Here is a 17,373-nt window from a genome sequence, read left to right as displayed (position 1 = left end):
TTTACATCCCATCAGCTTATCAATCATAATTCCATTATGCCGAAACTTCTACTCTTTTCCAGACCTCTTCATGGAGGGCTGACGGTTCTTTTTCTATTCTTAACTTCTGCTCTTTTTGCGCAATTAAACGTAAGTGTAGAAGGAGAAGATATCCTTTGTTTTGGGCTCTCTTCGGGAACTGCGACAGCAACCGTTTCGAACGGTACGGCGCCTTTCTCTTATGCCTGGAGTAACGGAGGATCTACCGCCGCGATCACTAACCTCAATGCGGGGACGTATGGAGTGACCGTAACTGACGCAAATAATATTTCTGGAACAGCCTCCGTAACCCTTTCGGAGCCTAGCCGCGTGACGGCTACGATTACGGACCCCACCGAATGTGAGGGGCCTTTTACTATTGCGGCAGAGCCGCAGGGAGGTGTTACTCCTTACCGCTATAACTGGTCTACCGGAGCTGATACCCGTGGGGTTTCTGTTCCTGCCGGAGACTACTGTGTGACGGTCGTTGACGCGAATTTATGTGGTTATGTGGCTTGTACTACGATTGAAGAAAACCCTCCATCAGTAACTGTTGTCGGCGTTGACGCTCAATGTTTCGGCGATGATGACGGAGCAATTACTGCCAATCCGGCCGGTGGCACTGCCCCCTACAGCTACGCCTGGTCTAATGGAGGTGTTGGTCAGACGATCTCTGGCCTTTCCCCCGGCGTTTACCGCGTTACCTTAACGGACGCACGAGGATGTACTGCTACCGCAGCTACTACGGTTAGTGAGCCTACCGAAATCACGGGCAACATCTTTGGCGATAATTCTGTCTGCCCCGGTGAGTCTGATGCTTTCATTCGCATTAATCCTACCGGTGGTACACCTCCTTACTCTTATAACTGGAGCCCGGGTGGATTTACCGGTCAAGGAATCGGTCCACTCTCTTCAGGTACTTACCGGGTAACGGTAACGGATGCCAACGAGTGTGAAATGGTTCGCTCTTACGTCATCACAGAGTCCAGCGATGTTAGCGTTGCCATTACCGGAGATGATCTTCTTTGTGGAGCAACTTCTACCGGAACACTAACCGCAGCGCCAGTATCTGGCCCGGTTAGCCAGTATACCTATGCCTGGAGCAATGGTGGCAACGGACCAACCATTAGTAATGTTGGAACTGGTACTTACACCGTTACGGCTACAGATGCTAACGGATGTACGGGAACGGCAACTGCTACTATCCGTGTTATTGACCTGAACGTATCACTGAGCAGCACTCCTGTAAGCTGTAATGATGGCAGCGACGGTACCGCTACGGCTACTGTGTCAGGAGGAGATGCCCCTTATGAGTACGACTGGAGCAATGGAATGACTACGGCTACCATCAGCGGTCTTACTGCGGGCACTTACCGTGTTACCATTACGGAAGCAAATAATTGTAAGGTAACGGGCCAGGTTACAATCGTGGAACCGAATGACCTGCAGCTTTCTATCCAGGCAACGGACATTAGCTGTAATGGCGACAATGACGGTGCACTGGACCTCTCTGTTAGCGGAGGAACTCCCGGATATACCTACCAGTGGAGTAACGGTGCTACCAGCCAGGATCTTAACGGCCTTGCCGCCGGCACCTATACTGTTACCGTAACGGATGCCAACGGATGTACCGACGTTACTTCAGGTACCGTTCGTGAACCTGCCGGAATTATCATTACCCCCATCGTTACCGATGTGGATTGTAATGGTGATGAAAACGGCCGGATCGCCCTTAGCGTAGATGGTGGTAACGCCCCATTCTCCTACCAGTGGAATACCGGACAAACCAGCAGAGTTATTACTGATCTTACCTCAGGCACTTACACTGTTACCGTTACGGATGCTAATGAATGTACCGCAACGGGTACTTACAATGTCGATGAGCCTGCATTGATTTTGGTCACCGGACAGGAAACCAATGTCAACTGTTTTAATGGAAATGATGGAAGCATTAACCTGACGGCATCAGGTGGTACTGCCCCATACAGCTACCGCTGGAGTAATGGACGGACTACTCAGGATATTTCCGGTCTTACCGCCGGCACTTACACGGTAGCCGTTACCGATGCTAACGGATGTGAGCAAACGGCTTCATTCACGATTCAACAACCAACAGCTATTGCCCTCACGGCGGTGACTGATGATGTCAACTGTAATGGTGGATCAGATGGTAGCATTAATGCTTCGGTTTCAGGTGGCACGCCAGCCTATTCTTATGCCTGGAGCAATGGTGCTGTAACTGAAGATGTTACTAATCTTTCCGCAGGTACCTATACGCTTACGGTAACGGATGCTAACGGATGTACTGCAATGCGCAGCTTTACCGTTGGCGCACCGGCGGCCATCAACGCTACGGCCCGGGTGGAAGAGGCTGCCTGTTTTGAGGAGTCTACCGGCTCGATTGACCTTACGGTTTCAGGAGGAACAACTCCTTACACCTACGCCTGGAGTAATGGCCCGGTAACGCAGGACATCAGTGGCCTGGCTGCTGGCGACTACAGCGTTACCGTTACGGATGCAAACAACTGTAGTGTTGAGCGCTCCTTTACGGTTACTCAGCGCCCTGACATTGTTGTAACCGGTACGGCAACACCCTCTGCCTGTAATGATGATGCTTCCGGAAGTATCGATATTTCTGTTAGTGGAGGAACTGCTCCCTACACTTACGTCTGGAGTAACGGCCGAACCACCCAGGACATCAGCGGCCTTACCGCTGGTACTTACATGGTTTCTATCACGGATGCGAACGGTTGTTTCGCCGGTGGCTCCCTTGTCGTTGACGAACCAACTGACATTGTAGTCTCAGGTATCCCAACAGATGCTAACTGCTTTAACGGAAATGATGGAAGCATCAACTTAACCGTGTCTGGAGGTTCTGCTCCTTACAGCTATGGCTGGAGCAATGGCCAGACAACGGAAGATATTTCCGGCCTGTCTGCGGGTACTTACCGGGTGACCGTTACGGATGCTAACGAATGTGAAGACATCACTACCTACACCATCGGACAGCCTACAGCCATTGGCATCACGGCTACCGTTGAAGATGTAAGCTGTAATGGTGATAGCGATGGAAGTATTGACGCCTCCGTATCTGGTGGAACACAACCTTATTCTTTCGCCTGGAGTAACGGTGCTGCTACTGAAGACATCGGTAACCTCTCCGCAGGAACTTACACTCTTACGGTAACCGACGCGAACGGCTGTACGGCTAACCGCAGCTTTACCGTTGGTCAACCATCCGCTATTGCCGCTTCTGCGCAAGTAACGGATGTTGCCTGTGAGGGTGACGCTACCGGCGCCATCAACCTTTCAGTCTCAGGCGGTGTATCCCCTTACTCTTACCTCTGGAGTAACGGTGCAACTACGCAAGACATTAGCGATTTGGTAGCGGGTGACTACACCGTCACCATTACGGATTCTAACCGTTGTGCCACAACCCGGTCTTTCACCGTTGGAGCAGGTTCTACGATCACCGTAAGTGGTACGGCTAACGCTGCTGCCTGTAACAATGAAGCTACTGGTTCAGTAGATATCTCCGTTAGCGGAGGAACGGCTCCATATGCCTACCGTTGGAGTAACGGTGCAACTACTCAGGACATCAGCGGCCTGGCCGCTGGAACCTACACGGTTGCGGTAACGGATGCCAACGGCTGTATGCAGTCAGGCTCTTTCACGGTGGATCAGCCCGGCGACGTCAACTTGGCGATTACGGCCCCAACCATCACCTGTGGTGGTACGGCTACCGGCTCTATTACCGTTCTGCCTTCTGGTGGCACACCTCCTTACACTTACCAATGGAGTAATGGTGCTGTAACCCCTGAAATCACTAATGTACCTGCCGGACTATATATGGTAACCGTCACGGATGCAAACGGATGTTCGGAGGTTACGACCGGTATCTCGCTCAGCGAGCTACCTCAGCTCTCCTGTAACGTAGTTATCGATCAGCCTGCCACCAGTGGTAACGATGGTCAGCTTTCCGTGGACATCGATGGTGGTACAGCTCCTTACTCTTACGTTTGGAGTAATAACGCTACAACGCCTACGATCAGCAACCTGGCCGCTGGAACTTACTCCGTTACCATTACGGATGCTAATGGTTGTACTACCGAATGTACCGGAACACTGCAGGCATTCTCCGGTATCGGAGATTACGTATGGGAAGATTGGAACGTCAATGGTCAGCAAGATCCAGGAGAACCCGGTATTTCTGACTATCCCGTCTACCTGAAAAATGCTGCTGGTGTAATCATCGATTCTACCCGGACGGATGAAAATGGCTTTTACTCCTTTATGGGACTCATTCCCGGAGACTATTCCATCTTGTTCCCCGAAGCACCCGGTGGTATCCGTACCATCTTTAATTCTGGAAACGATGCTACGGACAATGATGCTGACCCATCAATGAACGGTATGACACAGGTTTATAACCTGGAGCCCGGAGAGTTCAATATGACCGTTGATGCCGGTTTCTTTGCGGAGCCTAACGGTGAAATTACCGACCCCTGTAACTGTCTTAACAACGCTACGGATGAGCTTAATGGTCAGTTCTCAGAAGTAGTAGAGATCGTTGCAAACCCCGGTCAGACATGGACAATCATTGCCGCAGAAAATATGTTCAGCACAACCAGTGCTGCACCTCCGGCTGCTCCGACTCCAATTGCTATTGGAACCGTACTTCCGCAGGTTGGTCTCTTCGAAAACTTTGACGAATTGGCGATCTACCGTCTTGATCTCTTCCTGGTGGATAGCCTGCCGTACAGCGTAACACTTAGTAATGGTGTTTACGAGTTAACGCTGAGAAATCAGTGTTTCTACCCCGTAGTCCGCTACGTGGAAACGCCACCGGATAGCCTCTGTCGTTTTGATCCAACCTTCGACCTCAACGGCTTTGGTTTGCTTAACAACCAGCCCCTGGCTGGAAATGTAAGCTTCACCATTGGAGGTGTTGCGGCTACTGAAATTGACCCAATGGCACTGCCCGTTGGCCCGAACGTGATTACCGCACAGTTTACGCCATCTGATCCCGACGAATGTGTTGTGGAAGCAGAACGTATTGTGGTAATCGTTGATGAGTGTGATGCTAAGCTGGGTAACTTCGTCTTCGAAGACATCAACGGTAATGGCGTTCAGGATGCCGGCGAGCCGGGTATTCCTGGCGTAAAGGTTACCGTAACGAGCCAGGACGGCACGTATATGGACATGACCACGACCGATGAAAACGGCTTCTACTGTTTCTTCGTTCCTCCGGGCACGTACAAGATCACCTTCGAGCAGCCCGAAGATTTCGTCCCAACTACGCCAAACGCTGGTGTTAATGACGAACTGGACAGTGACATGGACCCCGCCATGCTGATGACGGGCTTCTACACCGTTGGCCCTGACGAGGAGAACCTTACCATCGACGCCGGTTTCATTAACCCATGTCGTCAGAACGTAAGCAACCCGGGAACCATCGCTCAAAGCCAGACACTTTGTGGTCCGGGTAACGTACCGCAGCCATTCACCGAAATCGCCCCGGCTTCGGGTGGTGTTGGCCAGATTGAGTACCTCTGGATGTACAATACGGAAGATGCTGGCCAGGATATTTCTTACTGGCAGGCAGTGCCAAACAGTAACTCGCCTAACTTCGCTCCCGGTCCGATTTACGAGACGACCTACTTCGTGCGTTGTGTACGCCGCAACAATTGCCCTTACATCGAGGGTAACGTGCTGACGGTGGAAGTAGGCAATGACGCAGTAGCTGACGTTAGCGGACCGAGTTCCATCTGTGTGGGGGAAGACGCGATTTTCCAGGCCGTTAACCCCGGTGCCGGCGCTCGTTTCAGCTGGACCTTCTCTGGTTCTGCAACCGTAACTTCCAGTACGCAGCCAACGGTGACTACCTCCTGGCAGACCTTTGGTAACTTCTCGGCCACGCTGACCGTTACCCGTAATGGTTGTGTAAGCACGCAGGTGTTCAATGTTTCTGTGCTTAACTCTCCAACCCGTTGTGGCGGCAACCTCACCGCCTCCGGTGCGGTGAATAACCTGCAACTGCGTGACGTGATGATCGAATGGCAGGTTCCTGCTGATGGAACGGAGTACGCTTTTGAGCTCGAACGTTCAACGGACGGTCAGAACTTCAGCCCCGTTGCTACAGTGACCACGCCTGACTTCGTATCCAGTGGCAATATGGCTATCTTCCGTCAGGGGGACATCAGCCCGCTCGCTGGCCGCAACTTCTACCGGGTTCGGATGATGGACGCAGAATACGGTGACATGCTCTCCAACGTTGTGGAGATGCAGCTTGCCGGAACCTCTGCCTCCCTTGGCCGAATCTTCCCGAACCCCGCCCGCGAAGGAATGATCCACGTTGAAATGACCGAAGAGTCGGATGTTGACCTGCCAACGAGCGTTCAGCTTTACGATGTTCGGGGTAATTCTGTAGGCCCACGCCAGTACCTGCGTCCGGGGGCCGGAATTATCAATCTACCGACTACCAATGTTTCTGCAGGGGTTTACTTCCTGCGTATGATGGTAGGTGACAGAACGGAAACGCACCGGGTGATTCTGGAATAGAATCCGAACACGGTACGTCAATCATTGCTGAAAAATGTAATGAATAAATTATCCCCTTGCGCTGGTCAGCTACCGGCGCAGGGGGATTTTTTTTGCGAGCCAAAGTAATCTTGTGGCGCAGCCGCAGGTGCAATGAATGTATCAAGGGCAGGGGAGGGCAGGCCGCCTTCCCCTTGCTTTTTTGTTCCTTCCTCTGCACCTGCGGACCGCGCCCACCTCTTCTGAAGAAACGGCTAATTCGATATCCATTTGATTGCCGCCACTAAAAGCCGTAATTTTGCGGCCCCAAAAAGCTCTTCGTCCTATGTTAAATGTATCAGATCTTACCGTACAGTTTGGTAAACGCGTCCTCTTCAATGAGGTTAATCTGCAGTTTAACCACGGTAACTGCTATGGTGTAATCGGAGCCAACGGCGCCGGAAAGTCTACTTTTCTTAAGGTGGTTTCCGGGGACCTGGACCCCACCCGCGGCCACGTAAGCCTGGAACCGGGTAACCGTATGGCGGTGCTTAGTCAGAATCACTTTGGCTTCGAAGAGCATACGGTACTTGATACCGTAAAGATGGGCCACGAAGAACTCTATGCCATCGAGCAGGAGAAGAACGCTATCTATATGAACCCTGAGGCAACGGATGCCGACGGAATGCGCGCCGCTGAACTGGAGAACAAATACGGTGAAATGGGCGGCTGGACGGCTGACTCCGACGCCGCAGAGCTACTCTCCAATATGGGCATCAAGGAAGATCTGCACTACAAACTGATGCAGGAATTGAGTGGCCCCGAGAAGGTAAAGGTTCTGCTGGCGCAGGCACTGTTCGGTGACCCCGACCTGCTTCTGCTCGATGAGCCGACGAACGATCTGGACGCAAAGACCGTCCACTGGCTGGCGGACTTCCTGGCGGGCTTCCCGAACACGATCATCATTGTAAGTCACGACCGTTATTTTCTGGACATGGTCTGTACTCACATCGTGGATATTGACCGTCAGCAAGCTACGATCTACACGGGTAACTATACCTTCTGGTATGAATCCAGCCAGCTTGCCCTGCAGCAGCAGGCAAATAAAAACAAGAAGATGGAGCAGAAACGGGCAGAAATGCTGGAGTTTATCCAGCGATTCAGCGCGAATGCTTCGAAGTCAAAGCAGGCTACCAGCCGAAAGAAGGCACTGGAAAAACTCAATATTGAAGACATTAAGCCCAGCTCCAGAAAGTACCCCTTCATTGCTTTTCAGCCAGAACGGCCGCCAGGGGATCAGATATTGAAAGTTACCAATCTGAGCAAAAAATCGCCCGACGGAACGCTCCTTTTCTCTGATGTATCCTTCACCATGAACAGTGGTGATAAGATTACCCTGCTGGCCGATGAAGCTACGGCTCTGACGGCCTTTTACGAAATACTGGCTGGTGAAACGGAAGCGGATACGGGAACAATCGAGTGGGGTCAGACGATCAAGGTCCAGCACCTGCCCAACGAGAATGCGGAGTACTTTCAGGCTGCCAACGGTTTAAACCTGGTGGAATGGCTCCGGCAGTATTCTCAGAATAAAGATGAGCAGTTTATCCGGGGCTTTTTGGGCCGGATGCTCTTTGCCGGAGAGGAGGTTCATAAGGATTCCAGCGTTCTCTCCGGAGGAGAAAAAGTGCGCTGTATGTTGAGTAAGATGATGCTTAACTCACCTAACTTCCTGTTGCTGGACGAGCCTACGAACCACCTTGATTTGGAATCGATCACGGCGATGAACAACGCACTGGTGGATTTTAAAGGCAACCTCATCATGAGTAGTCATGACCATAAATTGGTGGAAACTTCTACTAACCGCATTATTGAAATCGGGCCTAATGGAATGATTGATAGCCTGTTGGATTACGATGAGTACCTCACGTCTCCTGCCATTGCGGAGAAGCGTAATGCGCTCGTTGGTGCCTCTGCCTGATAATTGACGACTAAACTTATCGCCGTTTATTATGGCTTATAAGTGGTCCGTGGCTACATTCGCGACATAAGCCTACCCATCCTTGCCTACGTTCGACCATTTTATTGCCATTGACTGGAGTGCCCGTAACCGGGCGAGCCCGGTTCGCCCTTCCCGGGATGCTATCTGGCTGGCACAGGCTGGTGCTAAGGGACGAATTTCTGTCCGTTATTTCCGTACCCGTCATGAATGTGTTGTCTACTTGCGTAAAAGACTGTCAGCGTTGGCCAAAGCGGGGAAAAGAGTATTGGTGGGTTGGGATTTTTCCTTCGGCTATCCCAAGGGGCTCGGGAAGTCCTTGAAACTGCAAAAAAAATCAACCTGGAAAAACATCTGGCAGGAACTCCACGAGTTGGTGAAAGATGATGACCGCAACGGAAATAACCGCTTTGCGGTAGGTGCGGAACTTAACCGCCGGATAAGCCGGGGAGGTGGCCCTTTTTGGGGGGTACCCGTCGGGCAGAGTGGAATTTTTCTGGGCTCAAAAAAAGATTTTCGCTATCCCGTCATTACTAAAAAGGCCGTGCTAAAGGAACGCCGGCTGGTGGAGCAACGAGTGCCTAAAATGCAACCAGCCTGGAAGTTAGCCTATACCGGAAGTGTGGGTAGCCAGACTTTACTGGGCTTGCCACGCCTGTATCAACTGCGTTTTTTGGATGAGACCTTAAGCGCCTGCAGTCTGATTTGGCCTTTCGAAACAGATTTCGACCAAAGTATTCCTGCTCAGGGAGCGTGCATTATTCACGCTGAGATCTACCCCAGTATGCTGCAGTTTGATACCAGTGACAAGATTCCTGACCGGGCTCAGGTACGTGCTTATATCGGCTGGCTACAGAAAAACCAATCGGCTGGCAGTTTATCCCGCTGGTTAGCAGAACCCGAGGGCTTAAGTGCTAAAGAACGCAAACGTGTGGTTCGCCATGAGGGCTGGGTATTGGGGGTGGAGTAATCATTGCTTATCTTCGCGGCCTCAAAACCGTAAGGCTCTATATGACTGCCAGGAAAATAAAATCTGCTCTAGTCTCCGTTTACCATAAGGATGGCCTCGGCCCGATAGTTGATGCGCTCCAGCAAATGGGCGTTACTATCTACAGCACCGGGGGAACGGAAACATTTATTCGCGACCGAGGAATCGAAGTTGTTCCGGTCGAGGAGCTTACCGGCTACCCTTCCATTCTGGATGGTCGGGTGAAGACGCTTCACCCCAAAGTCCACGGTGGTATTCTCGCCCGTCGGGATCCTGACCACCTCGGGCAACTGGCTAAGTACGATATCCCCGAAATAGATCTCATTATTGTAGACCTCTACCCGTTCGAGGAGACCGTCGCCAATACGGAAGAAGAAGATCTTATAATCGAGAAAATCGATATTGGAGGAATTGCTCTCATCCGCGCGGCAGCAAAAAACTATCGGGACGTGGTCATTGTACCCAGCCGGGACGATTATGCTACTCTTCAGGAGTTGCTGGACGTGAAACAGGGAGTAAGTGAACTGACGGACCGCCGGAATCTGGCCCGCAGAGCCTTTGCGGTCAGCAGCCATTACGACACGGCCATCTTTAACTACTTCAATGAGGATGGTGGTCTGGACACCTTTAAGGTGTCAGAGATGCGTACAACTCCTTTGCGGTACGGTGAAAACCCACACCAGAATGCGACCTTCTACGGCCGCCTGGAAGGAATGTTTACCAAACTCAATGGTAAAGACATCAGCTACAATAACCTGGTAGATATAGATGCGGCAGTAGCCATTATGCAGGAATTTGAAGACGGGGACCCCGCCTTTGCAATCCTGAAACACACCAATGCTTGCGGTATGGCGGTGCGCCCTACTCAGTTGGAAGCCTGGCATGCCGCATTGGCGGCAGATAATGTCTCCGCCTTCGGTGGGATTTTAATCACCAACAAACCCGTAGAACTGGGTACGGCTCAGGAGATAGACAAACTTTTCTACGAAGTGTTGATCGCTCCTGATTTCACGGATTCCGCGCTTGAGCTCCTCAGTAAGAAGAGTAAGCGTATCCTTTTGCAGTACCATCACCTGGAACAGCGCACGCGTAGCTTTAAGACATTGCTGAATGGCGTGGTGGCGCAGGATACGGATCTGCGCAGTGAAACAGCGGATGATTTCAAAGTGGTTACCGAACGCGCACCCAACGAAGCAGAGATCGCAGACCTGGTCTTTGCCAACAAATGTGCCAAGCACCTGAAGTCTAACACCATCGCATTGGTGAAAGCAGGGCAAATGATTGCCATGGGTTGTGGCCAAACCAGCCGCGTGGATGCCCTGAAGCAGGCTATCGATAAAGCCGGTCGTTTCGGCTTTGATGTCGCAGGCTCGGTAATGGCTTCAGATGCGTTCTTCCCCTTCAGTGATTGTGTGGAAATTGCCCACGAAGCGGGCGTAACGGCCGTTGTACAGCCGGGAGGGTCCATTCGGGATAAAGACTCCATCGCCGCATGTAACGAAAGAAAAATGGCGATGGTCACCACCGGAGTTCGCCATTTTAAGCATTAAACCAAATTTTTAACGCCGGCTTAAGAACCATCACCCCCGTGAAATACGTCTTATCGCCGACTCTGTAAGATGGGCACTGCAACGAATCATCATCTCGTCATTGACATTGGTAACACCGTAGCGAAAGCGGCGGTGTTCCTCGATAAGGTGATGATCGGGCCGGTAATCCGCTTTTCTGACCAGGAATGGGAGGAGGTGGACCGGTTGGTAACCAACCATGGGGTGAAAAAAATCATCTATTCCACGGTGGCAAACGTGCCACCCGCAAAGTGGATAGATAAATGGGAATCCGGGCAATGCCTGGTGTTGGCCTTAGGGCCTGATTTGGTCCTTCCATTTTCTTCCGTTTATACTACGATGGAAACCCTGGGACAAGACCGGATAGCGGTAGTAGCGGGAAGCATGGCTATTCCAACTACCTCTGCACCCTGCGGGACGCCCCAAACATCTGCCTTGCCGGCAAGATTAATCGTTGATGCGGGTACTTGTGTCACTTTCGACCTGATCGATGGCTCTGCTACTTATCTCGGCGGTAACATCAGCCCGGGAATACGGATGCGGCTACAGGCGATGCACACCTTTACGGCCCGGTTGCCGGATACGCCTCCGGCGGACCCCTCCGGCCGGGTAGGGTGGTCAACGGCTTCGGCTCTTCGGCACGGTGGCCAGTTAGGGGTGGTTTATGAAACAGAAGGACTCTTCCTTCGGCTTCAAAAGCAATACCCCGACCTGGAACTACTACTGACGGGTGGCGATGCCAATTTCCTGGCTGGTAAGCTTAGCGTTCCTTTTTCACTTCACCCCAACCTGGTCCTGAGCGGGCTGAATCAAATATTGTCTAATTATGTTCAAAACGAATCGTAAACCAAGTCTGCTGCTCCTGTTCGCCCTGCTCTGCTGGGCGGCTACGAGTGTATCCGCTCAATCGCTGGTGTCAGACTTTGTTGACATTCGGCCTAAGCTGAACAGTCCGCTAAGCCGCTTTGGCCTTGGCAACCCGCTGGATCAGGTGCACGCCGTAGCTTCCGGTATGGGAGGCCTGGAGAGTGCTTACCAGAACCCCTTTCACCTTAATATTCAGAACCCAGCCAGTTTGGCGAACCTTCAATCGACGAGCTTCGAGGTTGGGGTCTACGCCCGTAACGCCAATTTATCCGATGCCAACGGTTCGGTGAATACCTGGCAGGGGAACCTCCGGTATCTGGCCTTAGGGTTTCCTCTGCGAAACCCCATCAGTTTGAACCTCGAACGGCAGCAAAATTCCTGGAACGCAGGTATGGCCTTTTCTTTAGCCCCTACTTCTTTAGTGGGCTATGACCTCAGGCTGGAAAGCGAAGATCCCGATTTTGGTACTACCTCCAATACTCTAAAGGGCAATGGTGGAGCTTACCGCTTTTCCTGGTCTACGGCTTTCCGCTTCCGTTACCTGTCTGCGGGCTTAAATGTGAACTACAACTTTGGTAAGATTACCAATAGCCGCATCGTTACTTTTGATGATGTGCCGGAATCTCTGGCTTCAGAATTTCTTGAAGATGTAGCCATCAGCGGCTTTAGCCTCGGCTACGGGCTTCAATATGTCTATAACTTTAAAACGCCCAATAAGAACGGTGTTATGGTGCCTAATGGCAAGCGAATAGTTGTTGGTGTGAATGGTAACATTGGTAACGATGTTGACACGGATGCCAGCCTTTTGTTTCGTCGATTTAGCCCTAACGGCCAGTTATTCGTGTCTGACACCCTGCGCTCCATAACGCAACAACAAGGCGTTTTGACGCTGCCTACCACTTATTCTGTGGGGGTAGCTTACGAAGATATCAACCGTATTTTCATCGGCGTGGATTATGGCAACCGTGCTTACAGTCAATACCGTAATGACGCCCAGCCAGATGAACTGCTGGACGCCGCCCGAATCGCTTTTGGCCTGCAATACATACCAAATGCGTCATCTTATAACCGTTTTTGGAAACGGGTTCGTTACCGTGCCGGTCTTCGGCTCGAAGAAGATGGTCGTTCAGTAGATGGTGTTCAGGCACGTCGCAATGCGGTTACTTTCGGACTGGGGATGCCCCTCCGCCTGCCACGCCAACAAGTCTCCTTCCTTGATCTTGCTGTAGAAATTGGTAAGTTTGGGGTCCCAAATATTCTTGACGAAAACTACATACAATTTACTGCGGGGTTCTCCTTGAACGATAACTCCTGGTTCTTCAAACGTAAACTCAACTAGACCAACATGCGAACTATCATTAGTACCGCTACCGCCTTGGGCGGTCGCACCCTGGCCCTGATGCTGATACTCTGCGCTTCTTTTAGCGTAGCTAACGCCCAGTGTGAAAACTGGACGGACTCTCCTCAGAAGGAGCAAGCCGAAAATGCCCACGTTGCTTACCGCAACTTTGTTAAAAACAAGACAGTCGCTGATCTGGTGGCAATGACGGAGGACGAATTCAATAACGCCTTCAATAATTGGAAAAAGGCCTACGACATCGCTCCCGCTGCGGATGGTGGACGTCCTTTCCATTACCGGGACGGTCGCCTCTTTTACGGTGCATTAGCACAAAAAGAAACGGATGCCGCCAAAAAGAAAGAGCTTCAGGAACGGTTGATTTCCTTTTACGATGAAGAGCTGAACTGCTACCCGGATGCTGAAGCATTTCTTCTCGGTCGTAAAGGCTACGATATGTTTTACATGACCGGGTACAGCATGGAAGCCATCGATGTGCTGGAAATGGCCATGGACAAAGGCAAAGAAGCTACTGAATACATCGTGCTGCCACCACTCGGTGCGCTACTGGATTACTACTTCGGTGAAGGTGAGATCGATAACGCCCGCGTACGGGAGCTTTACGAAAAGGGAGTCGCAATTGCTGATGCCAATATCGAAAAAGGCGGAGACTACAAGCAATACTACGAAGACGCTAAGGCAAATCTGGATGCCAGTGTGCAAAAGCACGCTGATAAGATTTTCGACTGTGCTTACTTCAAAAACGAACTGATGCCTAAGTACGAAGAGAACAAGGAAGACCTTGAAATCATTCGCTACATCATCACTAAGCTGAAAACACAGGGGTGTGATGAGAATGATAAGGACGTTGCCATGATGCAGGCTCAGTACGACGCGATTTACGCCACGAAGGCCGCTGAGTATGAAGCAGAGCGTCGCCGGATGAACCCTGCTTATGACGCTGACCTCATTTTCAAGAGTGGTGACTTCGCTGGTGCCGTTAGCCGTTACCAGGAAGCTATCGATGCTGCGGATGACGATGAGAAAAAGGCGCAATACTACTACCAGATGGCTTCTATCCAGTCTGGCAAGCTGCGTCAGTACGGTGCTGCCCGCCAGAACGCCAATAAGGCGGCCAAGCTTAATGACAGCTGGGGCAAGCCTTACCTGTTGATTGGTGATATCTACGCCCGTCTTGGCAGTAGTTGTGGTGATTCTTACCAGCAGCGACTGGCAGTTCTGGCAGCCATCGACAAGTACCGTTATGCGAAAAGCATTGACGCAGAGGTAGCTGGTGATGCAAACAGACGTATCGCTAACTACAGTGGTTCCATGCCGATCCGTAGCGAATCTTTCCAACGTGGAGACAAGGAAGGAGATCGCATCAAAGTTGGATGTGGTATCGGAGAAACCGTAACCTTACGGTTCTAAATTCCCTTTCCTTAAGGAAGTATCATCCCGGTCAGAGAGCAATCTCCCTGACCGGGATGATTGTTTTTGGAGACTTTACCCCCGACAAAAAACGGGTTGTAACAAGTTGTTGACCGTTTTTGCGCAGCCGCAGGTGCAAAGAGAAAACCAATGGGCAGTGAATGTCAACTATTTGCGATTTTTTACTCTTAAATATCGTTCTTGACTTGGTCAAACCCCGGGCAAAGCAGTAGCTTTACGCGATCTTAAAAGACCAATGTCTAGCCTGCTCCTACTCAGGCAAAGTTTAACCATATCTACATCCTTGTTTTTTGGATGGTGTTTTTTTTTCTTAATCTCATTTAAATCGTAATCTTATGAAACAAGCAATACAATTGCTTACGTTCGCATTCTGCTGTCTTTTCAGCACAATGCTGACGGCACAGGTGTACGAGGTCAATCTGGCCAACGTCACCGATATTAATCTTACCCTGAATGACGAATGTCAGGGGCTTGTAATTCCAGAAATGGTCCTCCGTGGTGACTATGACGTCGATGGTGACGGTGAAGTACCCGGTTCTGAACTTTTTGATATCGTTGTTCTTGACAACGACCCTTCTAACGGCCCTATCGTTGACGGCTGTGGTTCTTTCCAGTACCGGGTAACTACTCCGGATGAAGGCGTATTTCCCGCAATTTCTGACTTTACCGGTCCTTTTGCTGCGGAGAACTGGGACGTCTTCAATGGCAACCTTGATGGAACTCCTGTAACGGGAGCCGATGAGTCAAGCACGGTGTTTACGTCTAATACTCTTACTCTTTCTACTTTCGGTGGAGAAGATGATGGTGGACGTATTCTCGCTAATGCTATTTACTCTTTCACTCAGGAAGGTGTTTTAACCTTCGATTATGACTTCAATGGTGCTGATGAAGGTTTTGATTTCGGTATCATTCTCTATGACTTTGAAGGTGTGGAGATTGAGCGTATCATCTCTCAGAGCGAGGCAGCCAGTGGTTCTGCTACTATCGATGTCCTTCCTGGATACCGTGTTATTTTCGCTGTTAATGATGACGGCTTTACTCCAATTTTCTCTGATGATCCTACGCAGCGGACAATTCTTGAGATCAGCTCTTTCGTTTTCGATCAGACGGACACTGCTGTTCCCGTTACTGGTTTTGAAACCAGCTGGGGTATCGTTAACGCTGAAGACAAAACTCCTCCAGCTGTTGTAACGACTCCTGATGATGTTGAACTTCTTTGTGTTGACGTTGATGGTAACACCCTGACGACGCTGAACGAAACGGTAAACAAGTGTTACCGTGTCTTCTCTGCAACCGGTGCTACGGTTCCTGGTTCTATGGCTACTGCTCTTCGTAACCGCCTGTTTGCTGGTGGTTCTTCTCCACTCGTACCGACTTTCACGGACGGCTGTACGGAGCAGATCGAAGTTTGTGTAAACGACGTACTCGTTTACGATGCTCAGGATCCTAACTGTGAAGACGTTGTGCTCACGCGCACCTTCACCGCTACCGAAATCGCTACCTGCCCATCAGCAGCCGGCGAAGAAAACCCAAGCGTAACGGCTTCTTACACCATCACTTTCAGCCGTCCTTCTTTGGATGACCTGAGTGCTGACAACATCGAAGACGTTGTTAACTACGAGCAGTGTGGAACGGCTAACCCCACCCGCGCTGACTACCCCGCTCCTCGTACGCAAGACTTCCCATTCCTGGAAGTTGCTGGCCGTACTTTCAACTTGAGCGCTGGTGAAGCAGTATGTAACATCGGTGTAACCTATGCTGACGGCGAGGCCATCGTTACCTGCCCCTTCACTTACAAGTTCGTTCGTACTTACACCGTTATCGACTGGTGTGACCCAAGCGATGTTCGCACTTTCACGCAAGTTGTGAAAGTTGGCGACACGACTGCTCCTACGTTCTCTGGTCCTACGCAGGATCGTGACTTCGACGGTGTTGTTGACGGCGACCTGATCTACACGACCAATGCCGGTAACGTTTGTGCTGCTTACATCCGCCTGGACGCTGGTATCAGCGCTACGGACAACTGCTCTGACAACGTAACCATCACGGCTAGCATCTACCCAGGTGCTGACCTGAGCGCTACGCCAATCGGTGCTTTCGACGTTGACCCTACGGACAACCGCGCAGAAGTAACTTCTGCCATCCCCGTTGGCTGTCACCTTCTCCGCTACACCTACACCGATGAGTGTGGTAACAGCGACTTCTCTGACTACCCATTCTGCGTAGAAGACGGAACTGCTCCGGTTGCTATCTGTGAAGATGGCCTGAACGTAAGCATCTCCAGCGGTTCTGCTGCCGGTGGTGCCAGCACGGGTATCGCTATCCTTACCCCATCTATGATCGACCGGGGTTCTTACGATGACTGTTCCGGTGTAACGCTGGAAATCGCTCGCGTAAACGCTGAGAACATTGCTACTGAAGTATACGACCAGGAACTGGTGCTGACTTGTGCTGATCTCGGTACGGTTCGCGTTGGCCTGAAAGTAACTGATGCGGAAGGCAACATGAACTTCTGCTGGTTGGACGTACTTGTTGAAGACAAGAACGCTCCTACTTGTATCGCTCCCGGTCCCGTTGAAATCAGCTGTATCGTAGCTCGTGCTACGCTTCCTGATGACATCATGGAAGC

Annotated in this window: 8 protein-coding genes; all 8 read left to right on the top strand. The window is 51.1% G+C overall.

Features of this window, described 5'->3' with window-relative positions; genetic code table 11:
• The first annotated feature begins 36 nt into the window (after positions 1-36).
• Positions 37-6,579, top strand: a complete 6,543-nt coding sequence (locus BM123_RS13865; protein WP_175489389.1) for an SdrD B-like domain-containing protein — start codon at positions 37-39, stop codon at positions 6,577-6,579.
• Positions 6,580-6,883: 304 nt separating this feature from the next.
• Positions 6,884-8,515: an ABC-F family ATP-binding cassette domain-containing protein gene (locus tag BM123_RS13860; protein WP_090169542.1), complete on the top strand. Its 1,632-nt coding sequence runs from the start codon at positions 6,884-6,886 to the stop codon at positions 8,513-8,515.
• Between the two features lie 82 nt (positions 8,516-8,597).
• Positions 8,598-9,503, top strand: coding sequence for a hypothetical protein (locus tag BM123_RS13855; protein WP_090169540.1), 906 nt, complete (start codon positions 8,598-8,600; stop codon positions 9,501-9,503).
• 41 nt (positions 9,504-9,544) lie between these two features.
• The gene (gene purH / locus BM123_RS13850) at positions 9,545-11,071 is read left to right on the top strand and encodes a bifunctional phosphoribosylaminoimidazolecarboxamide formyltransferase/IMP cyclohydrolase (protein ID WP_090169538.1); all 1,527 of its coding nucleotides are present in this window, start codon (positions 9,545-9,547) and stop codon (positions 11,069-11,071) included.
• Between the two features lie 69 nt (positions 11,072-11,140).
• Positions 11,141-11,935: a type III pantothenate kinase gene (locus tag BM123_RS13845; protein WP_090169536.1), complete on the top strand. Its 795-nt coding sequence runs from the start codon at positions 11,141-11,143 to the stop codon at positions 11,933-11,935.
• Positions 11,916-13,295 (top strand): hypothetical protein, encoded by a 1,380-nt coding sequence (locus BM123_RS13840; protein ID WP_090169535.1) that lies wholly within the window; start codon positions 11,916-11,918, stop codon positions 13,293-13,295. Before BM123_RS13845 ends, BM123_RS13840 begins: the two co-directional genes overlap by 20 nt.
• Before the next feature lie 6 nt (positions 13,296-13,301).
• Positions 13,302-14,723, top strand: coding sequence for a tetratricopeptide repeat protein (locus tag BM123_RS13835; RefSeq protein ID WP_090169533.1), 1,422 nt, complete (start codon positions 13,302-13,304; stop codon positions 14,721-14,723).
• 356 nt (positions 14,724-15,079) lie between these two features.
• A partial coding sequence (locus BM123_RS13830; protein WP_139211888.1) for a hypothetical protein occupies positions 15,080-17,373 on the top strand: 2,294 nt, incomplete at its 3' end.

Origin of the sequence: Neolewinella agarilytica (genome assembly GCF_900110645.1) — a bacterium.
In the GTDB taxonomy this organism is placed as follows: domain Bacteria; phylum Bacteroidota; class Bacteroidia; order Chitinophagales; family Saprospiraceae; genus Neolewinella; species Neolewinella agarilytica.
The sequence above is the reverse complement of the archived record's forward strand: the minus strand, read 5'-3'. Positions and strand labels throughout refer to the sequence as shown.

Bases quoted from the DNA above. Each gene is read 5' to 3' on its own strand.
- BM123_RS13865 (WP_175489389.1), top strand. From the start codon at position 37: ATGCCGAAACTTCTACTCTTTTCCAGACCTCTTCATGGAGGGCTGACG.
- purH (WP_090169538.1), top strand. From the start codon at position 9,545: ATGACTGCCAGGAAAATAAAATCTGCTCTAGTCTCCGTTTACCATAAG.
- BM123_RS13845 (WP_090169536.1), top strand. From the start codon at position 11,141: ATGGGCACTGCAACGAATCATCATCTCGTCATTGACATTGGTAACACC.
- BM123_RS13860 (WP_090169542.1), top strand. From the start codon at position 6,884: ATGTTAAATGTATCAGATCTTACCGTACAGTTTGGTAAACGCGTCCTC.
- BM123_RS13840 (WP_090169535.1), top strand. From the start codon at position 11,916: ATGTTCAAAACGAATCGTAAACCAAGTCTGCTGCTCCTGTTCGCCCTG.
- BM123_RS13835 (WP_090169533.1), top strand. From the start codon at position 13,302: ATGCGAACTATCATTAGTACCGCTACCGCCTTGGGCGGTCGCACCCTG.